Consider the following 18,509-nt stretch of genomic DNA (forward strand, 5'->3'; position numbering starts at 1 on the left):
GGATGTTCTTAGGTTAATTCAGCAGAGGCTTTGGCAATAGCCGCTAATTCCTCTTCTGGAGCTTGTGCCACTAAATGGTGACGACTATAGAGAGCAAAATAAGCCAATAACACCAGAAAAAATAATGCTGACCAGGCAGCCGCGGCTAAATTAACCATAAACGTACTGATTAACGCAATAACGGCTAAAAACAAAGCAATCGCTGCCGTATATACACCCCCTGGCGTATAATAGGGCCGCTTTAATTCAGGTGCTTTTTTTCTCAGTAAAATATGGGAAAGCATCATCATGCCATAAGAAATAGTGGCACCAAACACTGCCATGGTTATGAGTAAATCCCCTTCACCAGTTAACGATAGGCCAAAACCCAAAACACCGGGCACAATCAATGCTACTGCTGGTGCTTTTCGTTGATTAGTTAATGATAAAAATCGTGGTAAATAGCCCGCTCGGGATAAAGCAAACACTTGCCGTGAATAGGCAAAAATAATAGAAAAAAAGCTGGCAATTAAACCTGCCAGGCCAACCACATTGACAAATACCGAAGCACTGGAACCTTTGCCATATACCGCCTCTAGCGCACCAACCAGGGGGGCTCCATGGTTTTGTATCAACGCAGCTCCTGCCCCACCGGGCGCTAAAAATAGCACCAAGCCCGCTAATAATAATAAAACCATCATGGCCCAAATGATCCCTTTTGGCATATCTTTAGCTGGTTGCTGAGCTTCCTCCGCCGCGAGTGGTACCCCTTCTACCGCTAAAAACAGCCACATGGCAAAAGGTAGTGCACTCCAAATCCCGATCCAGCCATTAGGCAACCAAGCACTGGCACCCAATGCATCAGAATTAATGGGGATATCCAGCAAATTTGCCCACTGAAAATGGGGAAACATACCTACCACAAAAACACCAATGGCCAATAGTGCCAAGGCTGTAATCACAAACATCAGCTTGAGTGCTTCCCCTACCCCGACCAAATGAACAGCAATAAAAACACTATAAAAAGCCAGGTAAACCCATGGCCCATTGATGCCAAGCAACGAATTGACATAATGGCCAATAAAGACGGCAATAGCCGCCGGTGCAATCGCATATTCTAATAAAATCGCACTGCCGGTAATGAAACCACCCCAAGGTCCCATCGCTTGCCGGGCAAAGCCATAACCACCGCCAGCTGTAGGAATAGCAGCGGATAACTCCGCCAAAGCAAAGACTAAACAGCAATACATAATAGCCATCACAATCGTTGCCACTAACATGCCACCAAAACCTGCCTGGGTTAAACCGAAATTCCACCCGGAAAAATCACCGGATATAACATAAGAAACACCAAGACTGGCAAGCAATACCCAACCAGCTGCACCTTGCTTTAGTTGGCGTTTAGAAAAATACTCCGTAGAAACCGTTTCATAACTGATGACTGAAGAAGAATTGATTTCTGTCATAACTTTCCTTGTTATTATCCTCAGGCTCAAAAGCTTGGGTACAGTAATTAGCGAGCAAAACTCCATCACCAGACAGGTTATTAAAGGATCTTTGGCGAAGGAATTATTATTTTTATTTTATACTTTTGGCTATAGAAACCATCTGCTGGGTGATTTTTCAACCGACAAATAGCTGCTCACTTACTCAACAAATAAGCCAGTGCCAGTTACTATTTGCCAATAACAGTATAATGCAGATTAGCTCCCATTAAACTGCCATAATAATGCTACCATATCACTGAAAGACGGGTGCTGTATACCTATGTTAAAAATGAGAGAAAGAAAGTCAGCTATGATACATAACAATAATTTACAAAATAAACGCTATTATTTAATTAGGGAGCTATCGACACTCACAACAAAATATTAGAATTATATAACTATTCTCTTAATACAATGAGATAGAGTATAACTAAAGTGTATTAAGTGAATTACCCGTTAACAGGGAATTTTGTTATTCTCATGGGTAACCCCGTTGGTAGAGAGGCATAATCTTGGATATTAAAGAAGAAGTCGAACAACTGAGCCAGGTGCCCATGTTCTCCAAAATGGATCCGTCCAAGTTACGGTTGTTGGCTTTTACCAGCGAAGCGCTTTGTTACAAAGACAAAGAAGTGCTATTTGAACAAAACGATCCACCAGACAGTGCCTATGTCATTATGCGTGGTGAAGTCGAGGTGGTTGCTCATACCTCAACAGGAGATATGGTTACAGCTACACGTGGGCGTAATGCCTTGATTGGCGAAATGGCTGTGATAATGAAGTCCCCCCGCTCTGCAACTATTCGAGCTAAAGGCGAAGTACATGTACTAAAAATCAATGCTGACGTTTTCCTCACACTCCTTTCAGAAAATCCTGGGGTTGCTCTTGATGTAATGCATCAACTTAGTGCTAAAATTGCCGAAGCCCAACGGCAATATGAGCAACTGCATGAGCAGTTACAGGTGTAACGCCCTTTTCAAGATACCCGAATGAGTGGTATAAGAAATTACACTACAATAAAAATAGATACTAAGACGGTATTCAGACCCTATGATGCAACGGCGGTTTTGTAAGTTATGGAGTAGAACTGTTGCTGATAATAACGACCACGACGCAAGTACAGTTTTTAACCGTATTTATTCTTACTATGACTCTAATGAACGTTATTATCACTCGACGGACCATATCAAGTTTTGTCTGGAGCAATTTGATCAAGTCAGCCAGTTTTTAACTGCACCTGATGCAGTGGAAATGGCCATTTGGTTTCATGATGTGATCTACGAACGCGGGGCCTGTGATAATGAATTTCAAAGCGCGATGTTTTTTAAAGAATATGTCGCCGAAAAGCTGAAGCCCAAATTTGCTGATCAAGTATACGACCTCATCCTTGATACTACTCACAAACATACACCTTCTACTCTTGATGGCCAGTATTTAGCGGATATTGATTTATCCAGCATGGCCCTACCCTGGCAAGATTTTTTACGTGACAGCACAAATGTACGTGCAGAATGTAGTCATTTATGTGATAGCGAGTTTTACCCTAAACAGTTGGCTTTTTTAGAATCTCTATTAAAACGGGAAACGTTTTTTTTCACAGAATATTTTCAACAACGTTATGGCACACAAGCCCAAGAAAATCTCCAACGACTCATCAATGAACTGAACCAACAAGGGTTTCATAGCTGCAATAAATAACAAAGCCAAAGCATAAACTTCATTCGCAAAGGGTATAGATTGAAGTGGGTTGGGTGCGACCTCTCACCTGCACCTCCCCCACTCGCTGATAATCAAATACTTCACCCGCAAGGCTTCTGGTTCTCTCCGACAATAGAATTAATGTACTGTATTGTTTGTTCAATGCCTCCAACCGTGCAGCCAAGTTCACTGCATCACCATGTACCGTATAAGTTAAACGGTCTTTGGTCCCTACCAAACCACCTACCACTAACCCTGTATTAATGCCAATTCGCGTCGTTAAGGCAATTTGGTCTTTAGCCAGCGCTTGCTGAATAGCCAGAGCCGCTTCAATAGCATGTTTAGCATGGTCATCATCTGCAGTAGGTAAGTTAAAGCTAGCTAAGATGGCGTCCCCTTGAAATTGATTGATAGTACCGCCACATGCCTCAATGGGTTGGGCTACTACACTAAAATAATGATTTAGCACCTGGATAAGCGTTTCAGGAGATAATTCTTCACTTAAGCTGGTAAAGCCAGCAATATCTGTAAATAACATCGTGGCTTCTCTTACTTCCCCATAACCCGCAGCTACCCGCTGTTCTGCCCGGGTAATATTTTTTGCCACTTGAGTTGGCACAAATCGAGCCAAATCTTCTACAGCTTGCGACTCAACTACCGCCTCGATTAATAAAAAGCGCGCTCGGGTAATGGCTAAAGCCAAAATCAAGGTAACAAAGACCATGGTGATCATCTTATCGAACTCGGCCCCTAGCAAAACTGAATTTGAGGTCAGATATGCCACATAATCCCGTGTAATCATAGGCATCCCTGGCTGGCTAAACACCACATAAGCCACCATCATCAACCAGCCAACCACTGCCACTATACCAGCCAGCAGCACAAACCGTGCCTCAAACCGTAAACTGCGAATGGCAATAAAAATAAAAACATACAATAGCGTCGGTGCTTTTAAGTAGAAGGAAGGTGGCTGCTGGTACTGGATATGAAAGCACCAAATTAAGCCGTATAGCAAAGCAAAGTCCATTACAATCGATAGATGGGCATGCCAATTATCCTTAGGGCGGTAATAAACTAGCCATAACCGGCTGACAGCAAACCCTAAATAAATGGATAACGCCCAAGGGACTGGCTCTGCCTGAACCAATTGGACGACCTCTTCATAACTAAAAAGAGGATTCGCCAAATCGCCTGTCGCTTTGCTAAAGGTTTTAGGTGAGAGTGAGTACAGCAACCAGAAAAGTACGACAATAACAAATTCAATGCCAGCAATTAATTGTTCACCTATTATTTGCTGACGCTGTACCGCTTGTTTAAAGCGCTCAGGAAGCTCATTACTGAGCGATACAAAATTACCCTGGAAAAACTGCGATGTTAGCTTCTTCCACACCATAACGTGCAGCCCTTCTAATAAGTATTGGCCATATAACTAGTCTGTTAATGTACTATAGCCAAAACGAATGGTTTTTTAGGGAGCTAGCTTACTATTGTGAAGCTAGCGATAGCTGCATTAATTGAATACCTAGCCCATCGAGTGATAGCCCCATGAGCTTATGCATTTATTAATGATTGGGGTGAAGAATGACACCAACAAACCTAAGAAATCACTCGAGAGTGGATATATAGAATAAAAAGGATACAGCTCTTGTCTACACTGTTAGAAAATAGAGTAGTTAAGTAGAGACTGTGAAAACGAATAACACCCAACAGCTGCAAACCATTCAATCCTTATTAGGAGATACTACCAGCTGGCCCCTGGCTTCCCTGCTAGTTTGGCTAATCACTGACGGGCGCAAGCTGAATGATCGCTGTAAGCTGTTACGAGCACTGGCCGACCAACTATTAGAAGCGGGCCTGCCCATCATTCGGATTCGCTTTACCCTCCATACAATACATCCTGAGATTACTGGCAAAGCCTTTACCTGGTGGCGAGGACGGGAGCAAATTGACGTGTATACCCCTGAACATGGTATTGAGGCTACTAGCTCATACCAAGGGAGCCCCATCGAAAAGGTTCGTCAAACCAATCAAATAGTTCGCTATAAACTGTCCGAAATTGATATCAGTCAGGCACATATTATTTTGCAAGAATTAGCGGCAACCCAGGTCACGGATTATATTGTGTTCCCTTTGCAATTCACTGATGGCTATATCAATACCTTTACTATTGCTACTGACCACCCGGCAGGTTTTTCTGAACAGGATATTCAAAAGCTGTCATTATTATTGGACTATTTAAACCCTATTCTTGAGGTTTATACCACCCGCGATATTATCCGTTCATTATTAAATACATATGTTGGCCCAAAAACTGGGCAAAAAATATTAAAAGGTAATATCAAGCGAGGGGATAGTGAAATTATTGAAGCGGCCCTCTGGTATAGTGATTTACGTAATTTCACAGCTCTTACTGAATCGTTAGAAAACCAACATATGTTGGAACTCATTAATGCCTATTTTGAAATTATTACCAATGCGGTAACCCACCGTGGTGGTGAGGTCCTGCGTTTTATTGGTGATGCCATGTTAATTTTATTCACTAAAGATGCCGCCAGTACCATTAATAATGCCTGTGAATCCGCATTGGATGCTGCTATCTTAGCTTATGAACAAATTCAAACCCTCAATGCCGAACTGGTCAGCAAAGGCCAACCCATTATTGAATTTGGGGTGGGACTACATCAAGGGGAAGTCATTTATGGTAATGTTGGCTCACCATCACGGCTGGACTTTACAATTATGGGGCCAGCTGTTAATCGCACTGCTCGAATTGAAGAGTTAACTAAAGTGGTTGGCACTAATTTATTAATGTCTGATGAATTTGCCAGCCTGATTAATCATCCTGTTCACTTTGTGGGTAAATATACCGTTAAAGGCGTGGCAGAACCGCTGGCCGTCTATCGTCTAGAACAATGTACGACAGATTTCTCTACCAATCATTTAGAAGTTGCTTTATAGTCGGCCTTCCCTGCTAAATCAGTTTATACTCATGATCCAGCCAACGCCTCATCATGCTAAAGTCTTAATTTACAGTCACGATACCTATGGTCTGGGTCATTTACGCCGCTGCCGCACCATTGCTCACAGCCTGGTGAGAAGGTATAAAGGGGTTTCCATTCTTATTTTAAGTGGTTCTGCCCTGATTGGTCGGTTTGAATTTAAAGCGAGGGTAGATTTTGTCAGAATTCCTGGTGTAATTAAGCTGTACAATGGTGACTACACATCTATGGGGTTGCATATAAACCTAGAAGAAACCCTTTCTATTCGTGAGTCTATTATTTTTCACACAGCTAATAGTTTTCAGCCCGATGTGTTTATTGTGGACAAAGAGCCACTAGGCCTCAAAGGCGAAGTCAAACGGACCCTGAACCACCTCCATCAACAAGGCGTCCATACCGTGCTTGGTTTAAGGGATGTATTGGATGCACCAGCATTGTTACAAAAAGAGTGGGAACACAAAGGCATTACCCGAGAGATTTTACAGCAGTACGACGATATCTGGGTATATGGTCCTCAACTGATGGGTAACCCTCTGCAAGGTTTATCCTTTGCCGATGAAATTGAGCAACGTGGGCTGTATACTGGGTTCCTGCATCGCCACCTTCCCCAGAAAAAAGAACCACTAAGTGATTTGCCAGAGCACTATCTATTGGTTACCCCGGGGGGAGGCGGTGATGGCGTAGAAATGGTGGACTGGGTGCTACGTGCCTATGAGCAAGCAGAGGCTAAATTGCCTTGGCCAGCAGTGATTATTGCAGGCCCATTTATGAACAGTCATGATCGACAAGCGTTTGAACACCGAGCAAAGAAATTATCGCGGGTTAAGCTGTTAACCTTTATCAGTCAGCTTGAGCATGTTATGGCCAATGCCCAAGCTGTGGTCGCTATGGGTGGCTACAACACTTTTTGTGAAATATTGTCTTTTAATCAGCGAGCATTATTAATTCCCAGAAAAGAGCCTCGCCTTGAACAGTTTATTCGTGCCCAAAAAGCAGCCGAATTAGGTTGGGCTACCATGCTTGATCCTGACCAGCTAACAGGCCCTGATACCACCGATAAAATGATTAATGCACTACAAGCACTGCCTAACCAGGAACGCCCTTACACTTTACAGGCAAATACTTATTTAAGTGGCATCGATACCATTGGCCAGCGTTTTAATCATATCATGAGCAAGCGGGGTATTCAGTTGGAACCTAATCTTTCATGAGCCCACTACTACCCCCAGTAAAACAGCCTCGTCGCCTGTTGCTTTATGTGCAGCACTTGTTGGGTATTGGCCACCTGCAGCGAGCCGCTCGAATTAGCCAGGCAGCAGTCAACGCCGGCTGGGAGGTTTTTGTTATTGCAGGCGGTAGACCAGTCGCAGAAATTAATTTTGGGGCTGTCAATTATTTGCAACTCCCTCCCTTAACCGCAGCAGATGCCCATTTTAGTCAGTTGATTCAAGCAGATGGCAATCCAATTGATGACATTATCAAACAACAACGTACTGAACGACTACTGAGCTATTTTCAACAAATTCAACCTGATGTGGTGCTACTGGAAATGTACCCCTTTGGTCGTCGTCAGTTTCGCTTTGAACTTGTGCCTTTACTTGAAGCCTGCCGCCAAGTCGACTCAGCGCCATTAGTCGCTTCATCTATTCGTGATGTGTTAGTTGAAAAGCACGACTTACGTCGCCATCAGTGGGTTGTCCAACAGTTGCAGGATTACTTTGACAAAGTGCTGGTGCACGGTGATCCCAAATTGATTATGTTGGATCAAACCTTTCCCCTGGCCAGTCAAATTGAAGATAAAATTAGTTATACCGGCTATATCGCTCCTGCGTATGAAAAGACTACAAACCCAAACAACTTGCAGCAGGATATCTTAGTATCTGCCGGTGGCGGAGCCGTGGGTTTTGAGTTGCTTGATTTGGCTCAAGTAGCTTGCCATCATTTAAACCAACTGCCCCAAACTAAACACTGGACATGGCGGATGATTACCGGGCCCAACCTCCCCCAACAGCAATATCGCCAGCTACTGAAAAACTGCCCTGCTAATATGATGATAGAGCCAATCCGAGAGGATTTTTTTCAATGCTTAAACCGTTCCCGCCTCTCAATATCCCAAGCTGGCTATAATACTTTACTGGACACATTACAAGCAGGTTGCCAGGCTATTTGGGTACCCTTTGCTACTAGAACTGAAACAGAGCAACGTTTTCGCGCCCAGCAATTTAGCCAAATCACTGGCTTCCCTTGTTTAGATCAAGCCACATTAACCGTACAACAATTGGTAGACAACATTTGTCGTCTACTATCTCAGCCAGTTAATCCCCACTGCAACATACAAATAAATGGTGCAGAACAAACCATTAAACAACTAGAAGGTTTTTTAAACGAATAACCCCATGAGTTGGCAGCAATTAGCAACAGAAATTAAAACCTGGGAAAAAGCGAAAAAAACCATCACCCTGTGGTGGCGAGATGATGATGCCCATGCCAACAGCCCTGCACTGGAACAATTAATTCAGTTAACCCATACACATCAAATTCCTGTTTGCCTGGCAGTTATTCCCAGTCAGCTGGAACTGTCGTTGATCGAACTGGTTGAACAATATCCTTTGGTTTGGCTGAGCCAACATGGGTATAGCCATCAAAACCATGCCCCGGCTGATCAACGAAAATGCGAATTAGGTACCAACCGACTTTTTGAAGTTATCGCCAGTGAATTATTAACAGGTCAAAATATCCTGCAACAGGCACTTCCAAAACAGTTCTTTCCGATACTAGTCCCTCCCTGGAACCGGATGGCAAAAGCACTAATAAACGAGCTAGCCAATATGCATTATATTGGCTTATCCACTTTAGGTCCCCGCACGACAAGAAAAGATCTAGTGGTACAAAATGTTCATGTGGATATCATTAATTGGAAACAACGACAGTTTGCTGGTGAACAACACTGCCTGGAACAACTGACCCAACATTTGAAAGCACGACGTTTAAATCAGGTTGATTGCCAAGAAGCTACCGGGTTAATGACCCACCACTTGGCACATGATGATGGCTGCTGGCAGTTTTGCCAACAATTATGTGAATTTTTACAACCTTACTCGCATATAAAATGGCAAAAGCCCAATTTGTTATTTAGTAAAGCCAGTGTGGTTTCGCTTAAAACTACGCCTAATAGTTAAACCAAGGACACTTTTAAAATGATTTTAATGAACGCAAAAATAACCCTAAGCCCCCAATAGACAGTACTAAAATAGTAATTAAATCAAAAGCAGACATCGCCTTAAGGCTAAAGTGAATAGACGTAATGACCCCAAATATTAATGCGACCAAAGCACCAATAAATAAAACCCAACCTATTATGTTCTTGGCATCATAGAAAACCAACCCAATCCCAAACATAAAGGGGATCATCACCATACCATTGGTAATTGTAAAATTAGCGCCCCATCCTGAAAAGCTATATAAACCCATACCCATTCCAAATGTTGAGCGCACAGAAATTGCGTTAAATAACAGGTAAAAGCCACCACACATCATGATTAAACCAATAAAAAACAACCCTATTCCTCCGGATGTTCCTCCCGCACCTCTCATTGATTTTTATCCTCTTAATCAGCTATCACCTGCCTTACAGCCTGCTGCGCCAGTATTGCAGCTTCACTTAATCTTGCTGAAGGAGAAGTTTCATCTTGATTAGTTAACAGCCGGTATATTTCTGGGTACATTTTTGGGTTTAAAGCATCCATCCCCAATAAGCCAATAATATTCACAAACATAAAAATATCTTTTGCACTATTAAAATGCAGTGCTTTTGCTTCCTCCATCAACATACTCACCCACTGTTGCTGTTGTTCAGTACTTTTCTTTTTTAGTAAATGGGGAAACAGCTGTTGTATATGCTGTAGCAGTCTGTGTTTGAATACGGCGGATTTGTCTTCCTTAATCGCTTTCCATTGATTCACATCGAGCGACAATATGAACTGATGGTCAGCTGGCTTAGGTTCTGGGTTATCAAATTGATGCCACCCATCAGCAAAACAAGCAATGGTATTAATAATACCCAAAAGTTTTTGTCGCTGAACATCAGATGAGTGAAAAAAAAGCTTATAACACAACAAAGGGTCATATAAACGAAATATTCCAGTCATCTTAGTTTGGGTCTGCACTTGAATCCACCACTGGCAATGGCGTACGATAGCGGTAAAGCCAGCATTTGAAAATAATAGAACCCCCCACTGATTATAAATACCCTGACGCTGGAATACCCCCCATAATTTAGAGTCAAAAGATAACTCGACCAGCTGGGGAGAAAGTGACATCAAGGCAGCATAAGGCGTATTTAAATAAATGGCATAACTGTTATAACTGTCGTCAATCCAGCTATTAATCACTGGATGCTTACCCACATCCAATAACAGGTAACAAGGAAGGTCAGGCCATTGTTTATATAAGACAGTCATAGTACATCCTCATGACAGCACTTAATACTGAAAGTACTTGAGTAAAGTGTAGTATGAACTGAGCAGACTAGCCCGGATAATTCAAGCTTTAGTCTGATAAATTATCCGGGCTATATTGATGTGAAGAATGTATGTTTTATTTCATTATTTTGGCTTGTAACGTTACGCCACTATAAGTAAACCATAATGTGATAATACCTACCGTGAATTGCTCTAGCTTATAATCCCCACATAGTCAGTAACGTCGAAGTCTGGAATAAACTCTGAGAAATCACGAGTTACATTGTTACCATGCAAATAAGCTCTTTCTGGCACCTTCATATAAGCACCGGTATCAATTTTAACGATATCCAACGTCCATGATGACTGCCGCCAGAAACCTCTGGACTTGCGTTGGTCCACCAAGTAGTAAAACTCTCCCGGTTGCGCATTGTTGTTTAATTCTATGACTTGTGCTTCCATTTCTTTTCGCTTTTGCTGGTGTGCTTCAGGTGGTGGCATATGTACCATATCATAACCACCATCATCATATTCACCATATGCATGATGGTGTGCCACCTTATCCCCCATATCCAGTGCAATTGCATACTTCAAATACATATCGACAAATGTCTTATGAAAACGTTGATAACTGGCTGAATCACGCAACCCAGCGCTATCACCAGAACTCATAAATTGATCCGTCTGGTTAGCTAGCCCAGTATCAGGTTGCTCAACACCCGGTCTATGCCGTGCAATAGTTAAATTAATTGTTGATGCTGTACTGGTTGCAGAATCCAATCCTGTTTTCGCTGAGTCTAATAAAGCATTACGTTTTTTACTGACCTCCTTCACACCATCATTGAATGCTTTTTGAGCGTCTCCGGCAATTTTCTGTAACCCCAGTGTTTTCTCCCGCTGCCTATCCAAGGCAATTAAATCTGGCCGATAACGGGCACTACCTGGCACTCTGGGTCGAGTATTTTTGATAGCTTCATTAAGCGCAGTTTGAGCTTCATCAGCTGCACTCTTGGCGTTATCAGCTCCCTCTTTTAACAATTTAGTATTTTTTGACGCCTTTAAAAAACCTGCAGCACCTTTAAATAAGCTACGTGCTGCACCAGCAAAGGAAAAACTTAAGGTTGCAAAACCCAAAACAGTTTGTAAGGTATCCATCATCTGTTTTTTGGCTTCATAGTCTTTGATTCGACCAATCAATTGATCACCCACTTTGATCAGTTCTGTTGCTTTATCAAAAAAATTATCCGCTGCCGATTGAATTTTTGTTTCCATTGCCTTGAGAGCAGCTTCACCTGTTTTACCATTAAATTCTAGCGCTTTTAATCCAGCAGCTAAATATTCATCAGATATCCCATAACTATTTGCTTGTTTTAACGCTTGTTGCAAATCCCCATAAGTCGACTGTAGTGCTGTACCCAAAGCACTGACTTGTTGCATACCTTCAAACAATTTTTGACTGGCCACTGCCGAGCTATCTGTAGATAAGGGTTTCTTTAAATTAATTCCTTCTAACTCACGCAGATTATTGACAACATCAAATAAACGCTCATTAACATTACTAATAGCTAACTGTCGGGTATTATCAATGCGGCTCAGTAATTGACTTACTTTATGAGGATCAGCCGTACCATCTAATAACTGACGTTCAAACTGTTGATTGCGCGGATCTGCAGGCGTACTACCTAAATTACCAATTAAATTACCCTTGGTAATGGTTTTAAACAAATTGATTTGCTCTGCAGAAAAATTAGCCTTTATCTGCAGCTGGTTCCCATTGTTTATTATTGATACTGCAGGTGCATGACTTAACGTATCTTGAATGCCTGGTTTTAGTCCTTCCACTTGGGTATTGCCTACATTGGCATTAAAACTGAAGTCCGGTGCTTGGTCATTATCGACTTTTATACTGTAATCACCATTTTCATTAGGATTTACTTGAAACTGAATTTTTCCATCTATCTGCCCATCATCACGATCATGAATTACTCTAGTTCCATTACGATCAGACACTTTTAATTGCGCCCCTCGTTCTATATTAGAACCAGATACTTCTGCCGTCAGGGACTCCCTTTTCACTTCAGCGGCTCGTTTGGTTCGGGTAGATTCTTGCTGCACAGAGCCAACTTGCGGCTCATTTGATAATGATCGAACAATCCTGGGGACAACAGCTTTATTAATAACTGTAGAAAACGACTGTTGTCTACTATTACCTGTCGAAGAATCATTATAAATTAATGCTCTTTGTATAGCCTGTTGAGTAGGCTGACTAACATTAGTATGCTGGATAGAATTATTAGCCATTATTAATCACCTATTTGTTATATTTATAGAGTTCCCAAATGGCGATATAAGCAGCCTAAAATATAAGCTTTCTTATAAGCAACCTCCCATCCTTGTGAGAGTTTTTATATTTATTAATTGTTAGACGTAAAGTATTTATAACTGTGTTTTATCAACTAAAAGCCTAACTACTAAACATTAAGCAGTATTAAATATTAATTTACCTAACTGTGTTTTTCACTTTAAAGCATTATGCTTGAAAAAAATAAAATTAACTAATTTTTTAATAGTAAAAAACAAGACAGGTATCACACGAAGCATGATACCTTCACTTTTTATAGTGGAAAAAATTAATAATCCCTACATATTATAAAACAATTGTCTATTATTCCATATCAGACATTTAATTTATTTTCTACACCCTCTCATAACGCTCTCCATAGAGGTAGGAATAGTCTTTTATTGAACAGTATAATTGGCAGTCCAACCTTTTTTAGTTACTACCTCGTCACTTGAAAAGTGAATCAGCATACTGCCACTGGTTGAAGTCATTGTTGCTGGTATTTGGCTTCCTGAAAACTGGCCAATTAAAGGTGAACTGGTAGTCGTTCCATCATAAATTTTCACCAAATCATAGGAACGCTCTGTAACAAACTCAGTGAAGTTAAGCGTAATTTTACCTGGTTGAGTAGGTTGGATAATAAACTTACAATCACTATCGACTGGATAATTCCAGCTACCACTGCCATCACTTAATGTACCCTGATTATCCGTTAAATACTGGGTTCCCTGGCAAAAAGGAATATGGGCTAGTGATGGTTTTGGCGCTGCTCTAACAAAAGCCATACGCTGGTTAAAATTGTAATTAGTTCTGGGATTGGGTTGATTAAGTAAAAAATAGCCATTCATACTCCCTCCCCATCCCCAATTCATATGAAAATAGCCCTTGCCATCATAACCATCAACTACCCAAGCGTGACCAGCTCCCTGCTCACTTAAACCGGTTAAAATCACTACCCGCTTAGACTTTAATTCATCAAGAATTAATGTTTGCCATTCAGCGCTCGAGTAATTGGATACATACTCAAAACCATTTGTGACATAGCCAAAATGTTTCTCCAATGCATTAGGAATATAACGCATGCCAGCAAGTGACACTTTATTACCATATAAAGTACTGACTGCCGCCCCGGCATGAAATAATAATTTAGCTACTTCATCATTGGCTTCTGCTAAGTTATTGTCCATGCTGTCCCATTGATAGGTAGTTGCAGCAAAATTGACGGTAATTTCATCCTGATCAGGGTATTTGTAAGTATGGCTTCCCGTCCCCACAGAAGGGTACTGGTAATATTTTAAAAACTGCCCCAACGCAGTAGCCACACATCCTGTTAAATAATCATTGGGTACCCAGTCATTATAATAACCATTTTGGGACCACTCCGATGTAGTTAATGGTGCAATGGCTGTCTCAGCCTCATGCTCTACTCGGTGGACACTTCTTGCAACTCTGCTTCTAGGGGCTAACCCATCAGACAATTTAGTGTCTTGTTGTTTATTAGCTTTATCCTTCAATTGATTTGCATATTGTTCAAGCCAACCGTTAAAAGCTGTATTGTTCTGATCAAAACCTATACTATCACCATGATCTGCACCATAGGCAATAACAGGCTTATTCTCATCATCAGCAGCAACAATCACAAACCCCTTACGATTAAACTGAATTATATAAAATTGATTTTCTCCAAGTGCATTATTTTTAATTTGAATATCAGTAATTTCAGCTTTAGCTTTCTGAGTATCTTTAAGCACTTTATTTCGATAAGTTTGTAGTGCTATTTGCTTGGCAGTTTCAACTGATAAAGTATCTGCTAGAACACTTACAGAAGTAGACAAACCAATTAATAAATTGGTACAACATAATAAAGGCATGAAGCATTTTTTATTTTTCATTAATTTGAAGCACTCCACTTACAACAATCAAATAAATACACTACTATTTTAGTTACCCTGGTATTCCAAAACCATTGGCCATCATAACACCTAGTAGTGGTAAAATAATAATACCCAGTAACTCTACCCGAATCATCATTTTAATCGTTTTCGGTGGCTCGACCATATCAGTCAAATTTCCTGCTTTTCTGGTTTTAATAAAATAGATTGTTGGATAGATAGTAAGTAAGGCCACTACAATAAATACCGTTACTTTTAAGTGAAACAGCCAATTGGCTAAATAGTAATCGGTAGGTTTTCCTAGCCACAATACCAGTACAAGTCCAGACAGTAATACGACAAGTGCTGAAACACCAAAGATCGCATCAATAATGGCCAGTCTCTTAATTTCAACTCGCTGCATACGGTCTGATAATAGTAAATGCTCTGCTACACAGGTAGAAAATAGGAGCAAAGTAGCTAACAAGTGAATATATTTGGTAATGATATAATCCATTTTAATTCCAGACTAATAATTAAAAAACAGCAGGATATCAATTGCCACTTCACTATGCTAGCAAGTGTTTCATTCGTAACTTTTAAGGACCTGTTCGGTTAAGTAAGGGAATGTTTGCTTTTATTAAATGGAGTTTTTTACCATCCCAACCGAATTGATGCAGGCACTGCCAATTAAGCTTAACCGGGGACTTATTGGTCATATTCCATTGGCAGGCAGCGGCAAGTAGCGCACGTATCACGCCTTTGTGAGTCACAACGCCTATTGTTTCATCCGTATCAGCCAATGTTTGTAACCAATTTAACAACCGGTGTTGTACTTCAAGTGGTGACTCCCCTCCTGGGCATTGCAAATGAATCCCTTTTGGTTCTTCCAATGCCATTCTGGGATCAAGACCTCGAAGCTCAATTAATGACTTTCCTTCCCACTCCCCCCAGTCCATTTCTGTCAATGGCTCTGCCACGTCTCCTGTTAAACCCAAACCCACTAGAGTTTGCTGGGCCCGTTGCAAGGGACTTACATACCATTGCTTAATCTGACAAACAGCTGGTATTTGCAGTGTTTTTAACTGGGCGATACTGGTGTCAGTTAAGGGGACATCACAACGCCCCTGAATTAAGCCTTGCTGGTTCCAGGCAGTTGGCCAGTGACGTAAAAAGTAAATTGACTGCATTATTAGAGGTGCCCTTATTTACTCATTAGTAAATTAAAGTGGTTTTTCAACCAGCGGCTGATATTGGTAATTGAATGATTTTGCCTGATATGTTGTATTCCCCGCAGTCCCAATTTCTGTCGGTATGCTTGATCTAATAGCAACTGTCGAATAGCGCAGGCAAAGTCATTGGGCTGCTCGGTTGATAATAAAATACCAGCCGGGCTGGCCTGGTCAAATAAACTAACCACCCCTACTTCTGTTGCTCCTGCTATACACGGCAAACCAGCTGCCTGCGCTTCTAAAAACACCATCCCTAATGCTTCACTAATAGCAGGCCAAATAAATAGGTCTGAAGCGGTTAACCACCGTGCGACTTCTACTTCTGGCAATGCACCAACCCAGCGAATTCGGTGGGTTAAATCACCAAAATAAGCTTGTATTTCAGCACGGGCTTTACCGTCTCCCACCACAACCCAATACCAGTCCAGGTCTGTTAACTGAGGTAATATGCGACTGAGGTAGTGATAAGACAGTTGTTTATCACGGGGACGTAACATTGCCACAGTTAATAGCCAATGACTGTTAATGGGTAATTGCCACTGATTAGACAGCTGCTGCCTTAATTGACTTTTATTGTCATTGATCACAATGGGATCAATAAAAGGCTTGATCTGTTGAACCCGCTCACTACTACCCAACACTTGTTGTAAACCTGGTACATCATCGGGATTGAGCGATAAAATACTGTCTGCTTGTTGAATCGCTGTTACTGAAGCAGCTAGCCCTGGCGCCCAAGGGCCTACTTGTTGTTTTGCTGCATAGGAAGCCTCTATTAGCACATACGGAATATTTAACGCCTGGCTCACCAAAGGGCCAAGGTAGTCAGGCGCTTTATGATAGAGGTGATACGTTAACCACAAGGCAGGCTGTTGTGATTGAGGCCATTGTAGCCAACGCCGAATTAGTCGTTGTGCTTTATGCTCACCTAGTTTTGCCAATCGCTGCTGGCGAATGAAATCACCACTGCGATCATAACTGCGCAGACTATCAGCCAATAACACCTTAAAGCCTGCTTTTTCACAAGCTTGCCAAAATAACCGGGCAATTCGCTGTTCACCTGAAGGTATCGGATGAAAAGGCGATTTCAAGGGTGCATAAAAGGCTATGGTTTGATTCATTATTCTTTTTCATTAGAAGTTAGGCCAAACTGCTTCACTAACCGTTCAATATTCGTTGCTAAAGAAAACTCCGTAGTGACTCGTTGTTTACCCGCCTCAGCTAAACGATGACGCAAAGTGTCGTCTGTAATCAGCTTAGCAATGGCATTAGCTAATGCAGAAGCATCTTCCTGTGGAACTAATAAACCGGTTTGCTGATCAATGATCAGCTCCGGAATACCCGAAATATTCGAAGCAATACAAGACAACCCTTGACTTTGCGCTTCCATTAACACATTAGGCAAACCATCACGATCACCATCGTCGGTTATTTTTGAGGCTAATACAAAAATATCCGCTTGCCGATACTGTGCTAATACCTCCTCCTGAGGTTTAGCCCCTAACCATTCCACCTTATCAGCAATACCTAACTGAGTAGCCTGTGTTTGCAGGCTACTCAGTAATGGACCACCGCCAATATGCACAAAATGCCAATTTAGCTCAGTAGGTAATTGTGCTAACGCTTGCAGCAGCACATCATAACCCTTCTTAGCCACCGCACGTCCAACCGAAATTAATTGCACGACAACTGACTTTGTGCTCCTGACCGCTTTTTCAGGGACTGATCTATCGCTTATTTCTGATCTAGAAGCAGCTTTAAATCGATTAAAATCCAGCCCATGATAAACCAGAATGACTTTTTCGGGATTAGCGGCAAGGGACTGTAAATACTGTTGATTGGCTCCAGTACAAGTGGCTAGCCAAGTTAATTCATTTAGCTTTTCGGTTAACTCCCATTGTGGCGTCGTCCATATATCTTTAGCATGGGCAGAACAAGACCATGGTAAGCCCGTTAGCAAGCTGGCGTAACGGGTAACGGACCCAGGTGTATGGATAAAGTGTGCATATAACCATTGCGTTTCTGTCGATAACTCTACAGCTAACACTAAGGCTTGCCCCAGCCGACGCAATCGATTACGGGTACGATCCCGCTTAAAGTCCTGCCACCAAACTAACAGTAGCTGCCAAAAAGCCTTTTTATGAACAAGTTTTAATAATGCTTTAATCACCCGCCAGGGTTCCTGATGTAAATACTCAGGCAAGTAATTTACAGGAGCCTTAATTTCTTTATGAATGGGGTGAACATGCTGGTCAGTAGGATGTCGTAATGAAACTAACTGAATCTGTAACCCTCGCTGTTCCAATGCTTTGATTTCTTGTGCAATAAACGTTTCTGATAGGCGAGGATAACCTTTTAAAACGAGTGCGACTTTATTTATCAAGTTGTTGCCCCAATGTTTATGCTTTTCACTACGCTTTGGCTATATACCTTACGGTTTGGGTA

Annotated in this window: 16 protein-coding genes; 6 read left to right on the forward strand and 10 right to left on the reverse strand. The window is 41.7% G+C overall.

Annotated features, from left to right (window positions below):
• Positions 1-8 precede the first annotated feature (8 nt).
• Complete coding sequence (gene eat / locus G4Y78_RS16210) at positions 9-1,445, reverse strand: ethanolamine permease (protein WP_163834013.1); 1,437 nt, start codon at positions 1,443-1,445, stop codon at positions 9-11.
• A gap of 533 nt (positions 1,446-1,978) precedes the next feature.
• Between eat and G4Y78_RS16215 the strand changes: the two genes are divergently transcribed.
• Complete coding sequence (locus G4Y78_RS16215) at positions 1,979-2,434, forward strand: cyclic nucleotide-binding domain-containing protein (protein ID WP_163834014.1); 456 nt, start codon at positions 1,979-1,981, stop codon at positions 2,432-2,434.
• Between the two features lie 82 nt (positions 2,435-2,516).
• Positions 2,517-3,164: an HD domain-containing protein gene (locus G4Y78_RS16220; protein ID WP_163834015.1), complete on the forward strand. Its 648-nt coding sequence runs from the start codon at positions 2,517-2,519 to the stop codon at positions 3,162-3,164.
• A 19-nt stretch (positions 3,165-3,183) separates the two neighbouring features.
• Here G4Y78_RS16220 and G4Y78_RS16225 read toward each other — a convergent pair whose 3' ends face one another.
• The gene (locus tag G4Y78_RS16225) at positions 3,184-4,557 is read right to left on the reverse strand and encodes an adenylate/guanylate cyclase domain-containing protein (RefSeq protein WP_163834016.1); all 1,374 of its coding nucleotides are present in this window, start codon (positions 4,555-4,557) and stop codon (positions 3,184-3,186) included.
• 293 nt (positions 4,558-4,850) lie between these two features.
• Here G4Y78_RS16225 and G4Y78_RS16230 point away from each other — a divergent pair, with 293 nt between their 5' ends.
• Genes G4Y78_RS16230 through G4Y78_RS16245 form a run of 4 tightly spaced genes read left to right on the forward strand, consistent with a single transcriptional unit; the run spans position 4,851 to position 9,342 of the window.
• Entirely contained in the window at positions 4,851-6,122 is a 1,272-nt protein-coding gene (locus G4Y78_RS16230) for an adenylate/guanylate cyclase domain-containing protein (protein ID WP_163834017.1), read from the forward strand.
• 31 nt (positions 6,123-6,153) lie between these two features.
• Positions 6,154-7,374 (forward strand): glycosyltransferase family protein, encoded by a 1,221-nt coding sequence (locus G4Y78_RS16235; protein WP_163834018.1) that lies wholly within the window; start codon positions 6,154-6,156, stop codon positions 7,372-7,374.
• Positions 7,371-8,555 (forward strand): glycosyltransferase family protein, encoded by a 1,185-nt coding sequence (locus G4Y78_RS16240; protein WP_163834019.1) that lies wholly within the window; start codon positions 7,371-7,373, stop codon positions 8,553-8,555. The genes G4Y78_RS16235 and G4Y78_RS16240 overlap by 4 nt, the downstream gene beginning before the upstream one ends.
• A gap of 4 nt (positions 8,556-8,559) precedes the next feature.
• Positions 8,560-9,342 carry a polysaccharide deacetylase family protein gene (locus G4Y78_RS16245; protein ID WP_163834020.1) on the forward strand — a complete coding sequence of 261 codons (783 nt, stop codon included), beginning with the start codon at positions 8,560-8,562 and terminating at the stop codon, positions 9,340-9,342.
• Between the two features lie 13 nt (positions 9,343-9,355).
• Here the strand turns inward: G4Y78_RS16245 and G4Y78_RS16250 are convergent, their stop codons facing one another.
• From G4Y78_RS16250 to G4Y78_RS16285, 8 genes are all read right to left on the reverse strand, one after another.
• A complete protein-coding gene (locus G4Y78_RS16250) occupies positions 9,356-9,757 on the reverse strand; it encodes a hypothetical protein (RefSeq protein ID WP_163834021.1) in 402 nt (133 codons plus the stop codon).
• 14 nt (positions 9,758-9,771) lie between these two features.
• Complete coding sequence (locus tag G4Y78_RS16255; RefSeq protein WP_163834022.1) at positions 9,772-10,623, reverse strand: DUF4123 domain-containing protein; 852 nt, start codon at positions 10,621-10,623, stop codon at positions 9,772-9,774.
• Between the two features lie 213 nt (positions 10,624-10,836).
• On the reverse strand, positions 10,837-12,924 hold the full coding sequence (locus G4Y78_RS16260; RefSeq protein ID WP_163834023.1) for a phage tail tape measure protein: 2,088 nt from the start codon (positions 12,922-12,924) through the stop codon (positions 10,837-10,839).
• A 438-nt stretch (positions 12,925-13,362) separates the two neighbouring features.
• The gene (locus G4Y78_RS16265; RefSeq protein WP_163834024.1) at positions 13,363-14,856 is read right to left on the reverse strand and encodes a C10 family peptidase; all 1,494 of its coding nucleotides are present in this window, start codon (positions 14,854-14,856) and stop codon (positions 13,363-13,365) included.
• A gap of 52 nt (positions 14,857-14,908) precedes the next feature.
• Entirely contained in the window at positions 14,909-15,352 is a 444-nt protein-coding gene (locus G4Y78_RS16270; protein ID WP_163834025.1) for a DUF2214 family protein, read from the reverse strand.
• A gap of 82 nt (positions 15,353-15,434) precedes the next feature.
• A complete protein-coding gene (locus G4Y78_RS16275; protein ID WP_163834026.1) occupies positions 15,435-16,025 on the reverse strand; it encodes a histidine phosphatase family protein in 591 nt (196 codons plus the stop codon).
• A gap of 14 nt (positions 16,026-16,039) precedes the next feature.
• A complete protein-coding gene (locus tag G4Y78_RS16280; RefSeq protein ID WP_163834027.1) occupies positions 16,040-17,185 on the reverse strand; it encodes a glycosyltransferase family 4 protein in 1,146 nt (381 codons plus the stop codon).
• Positions 17,185-18,447, reverse strand: coding sequence for a glycosyltransferase family 4 protein (locus tag G4Y78_RS16285; RefSeq protein WP_230425604.1), 1,263 nt, complete (start codon positions 18,445-18,447; stop codon positions 17,185-17,187). The genes G4Y78_RS16280 and G4Y78_RS16285 overlap by 1 nt, the downstream gene beginning before the upstream one ends.
• Between the last annotated feature and the right edge of the window lie 62 nt (positions 18,448-18,509).

The organism is Spartinivicinus ruber, assembly GCF_011009015.1.
GTDB classification, from domain to species: Bacteria; Pseudomonadota; Gammaproteobacteria; order Pseudomonadales; family Zooshikellaceae; genus Spartinivicinus; species Spartinivicinus ruber.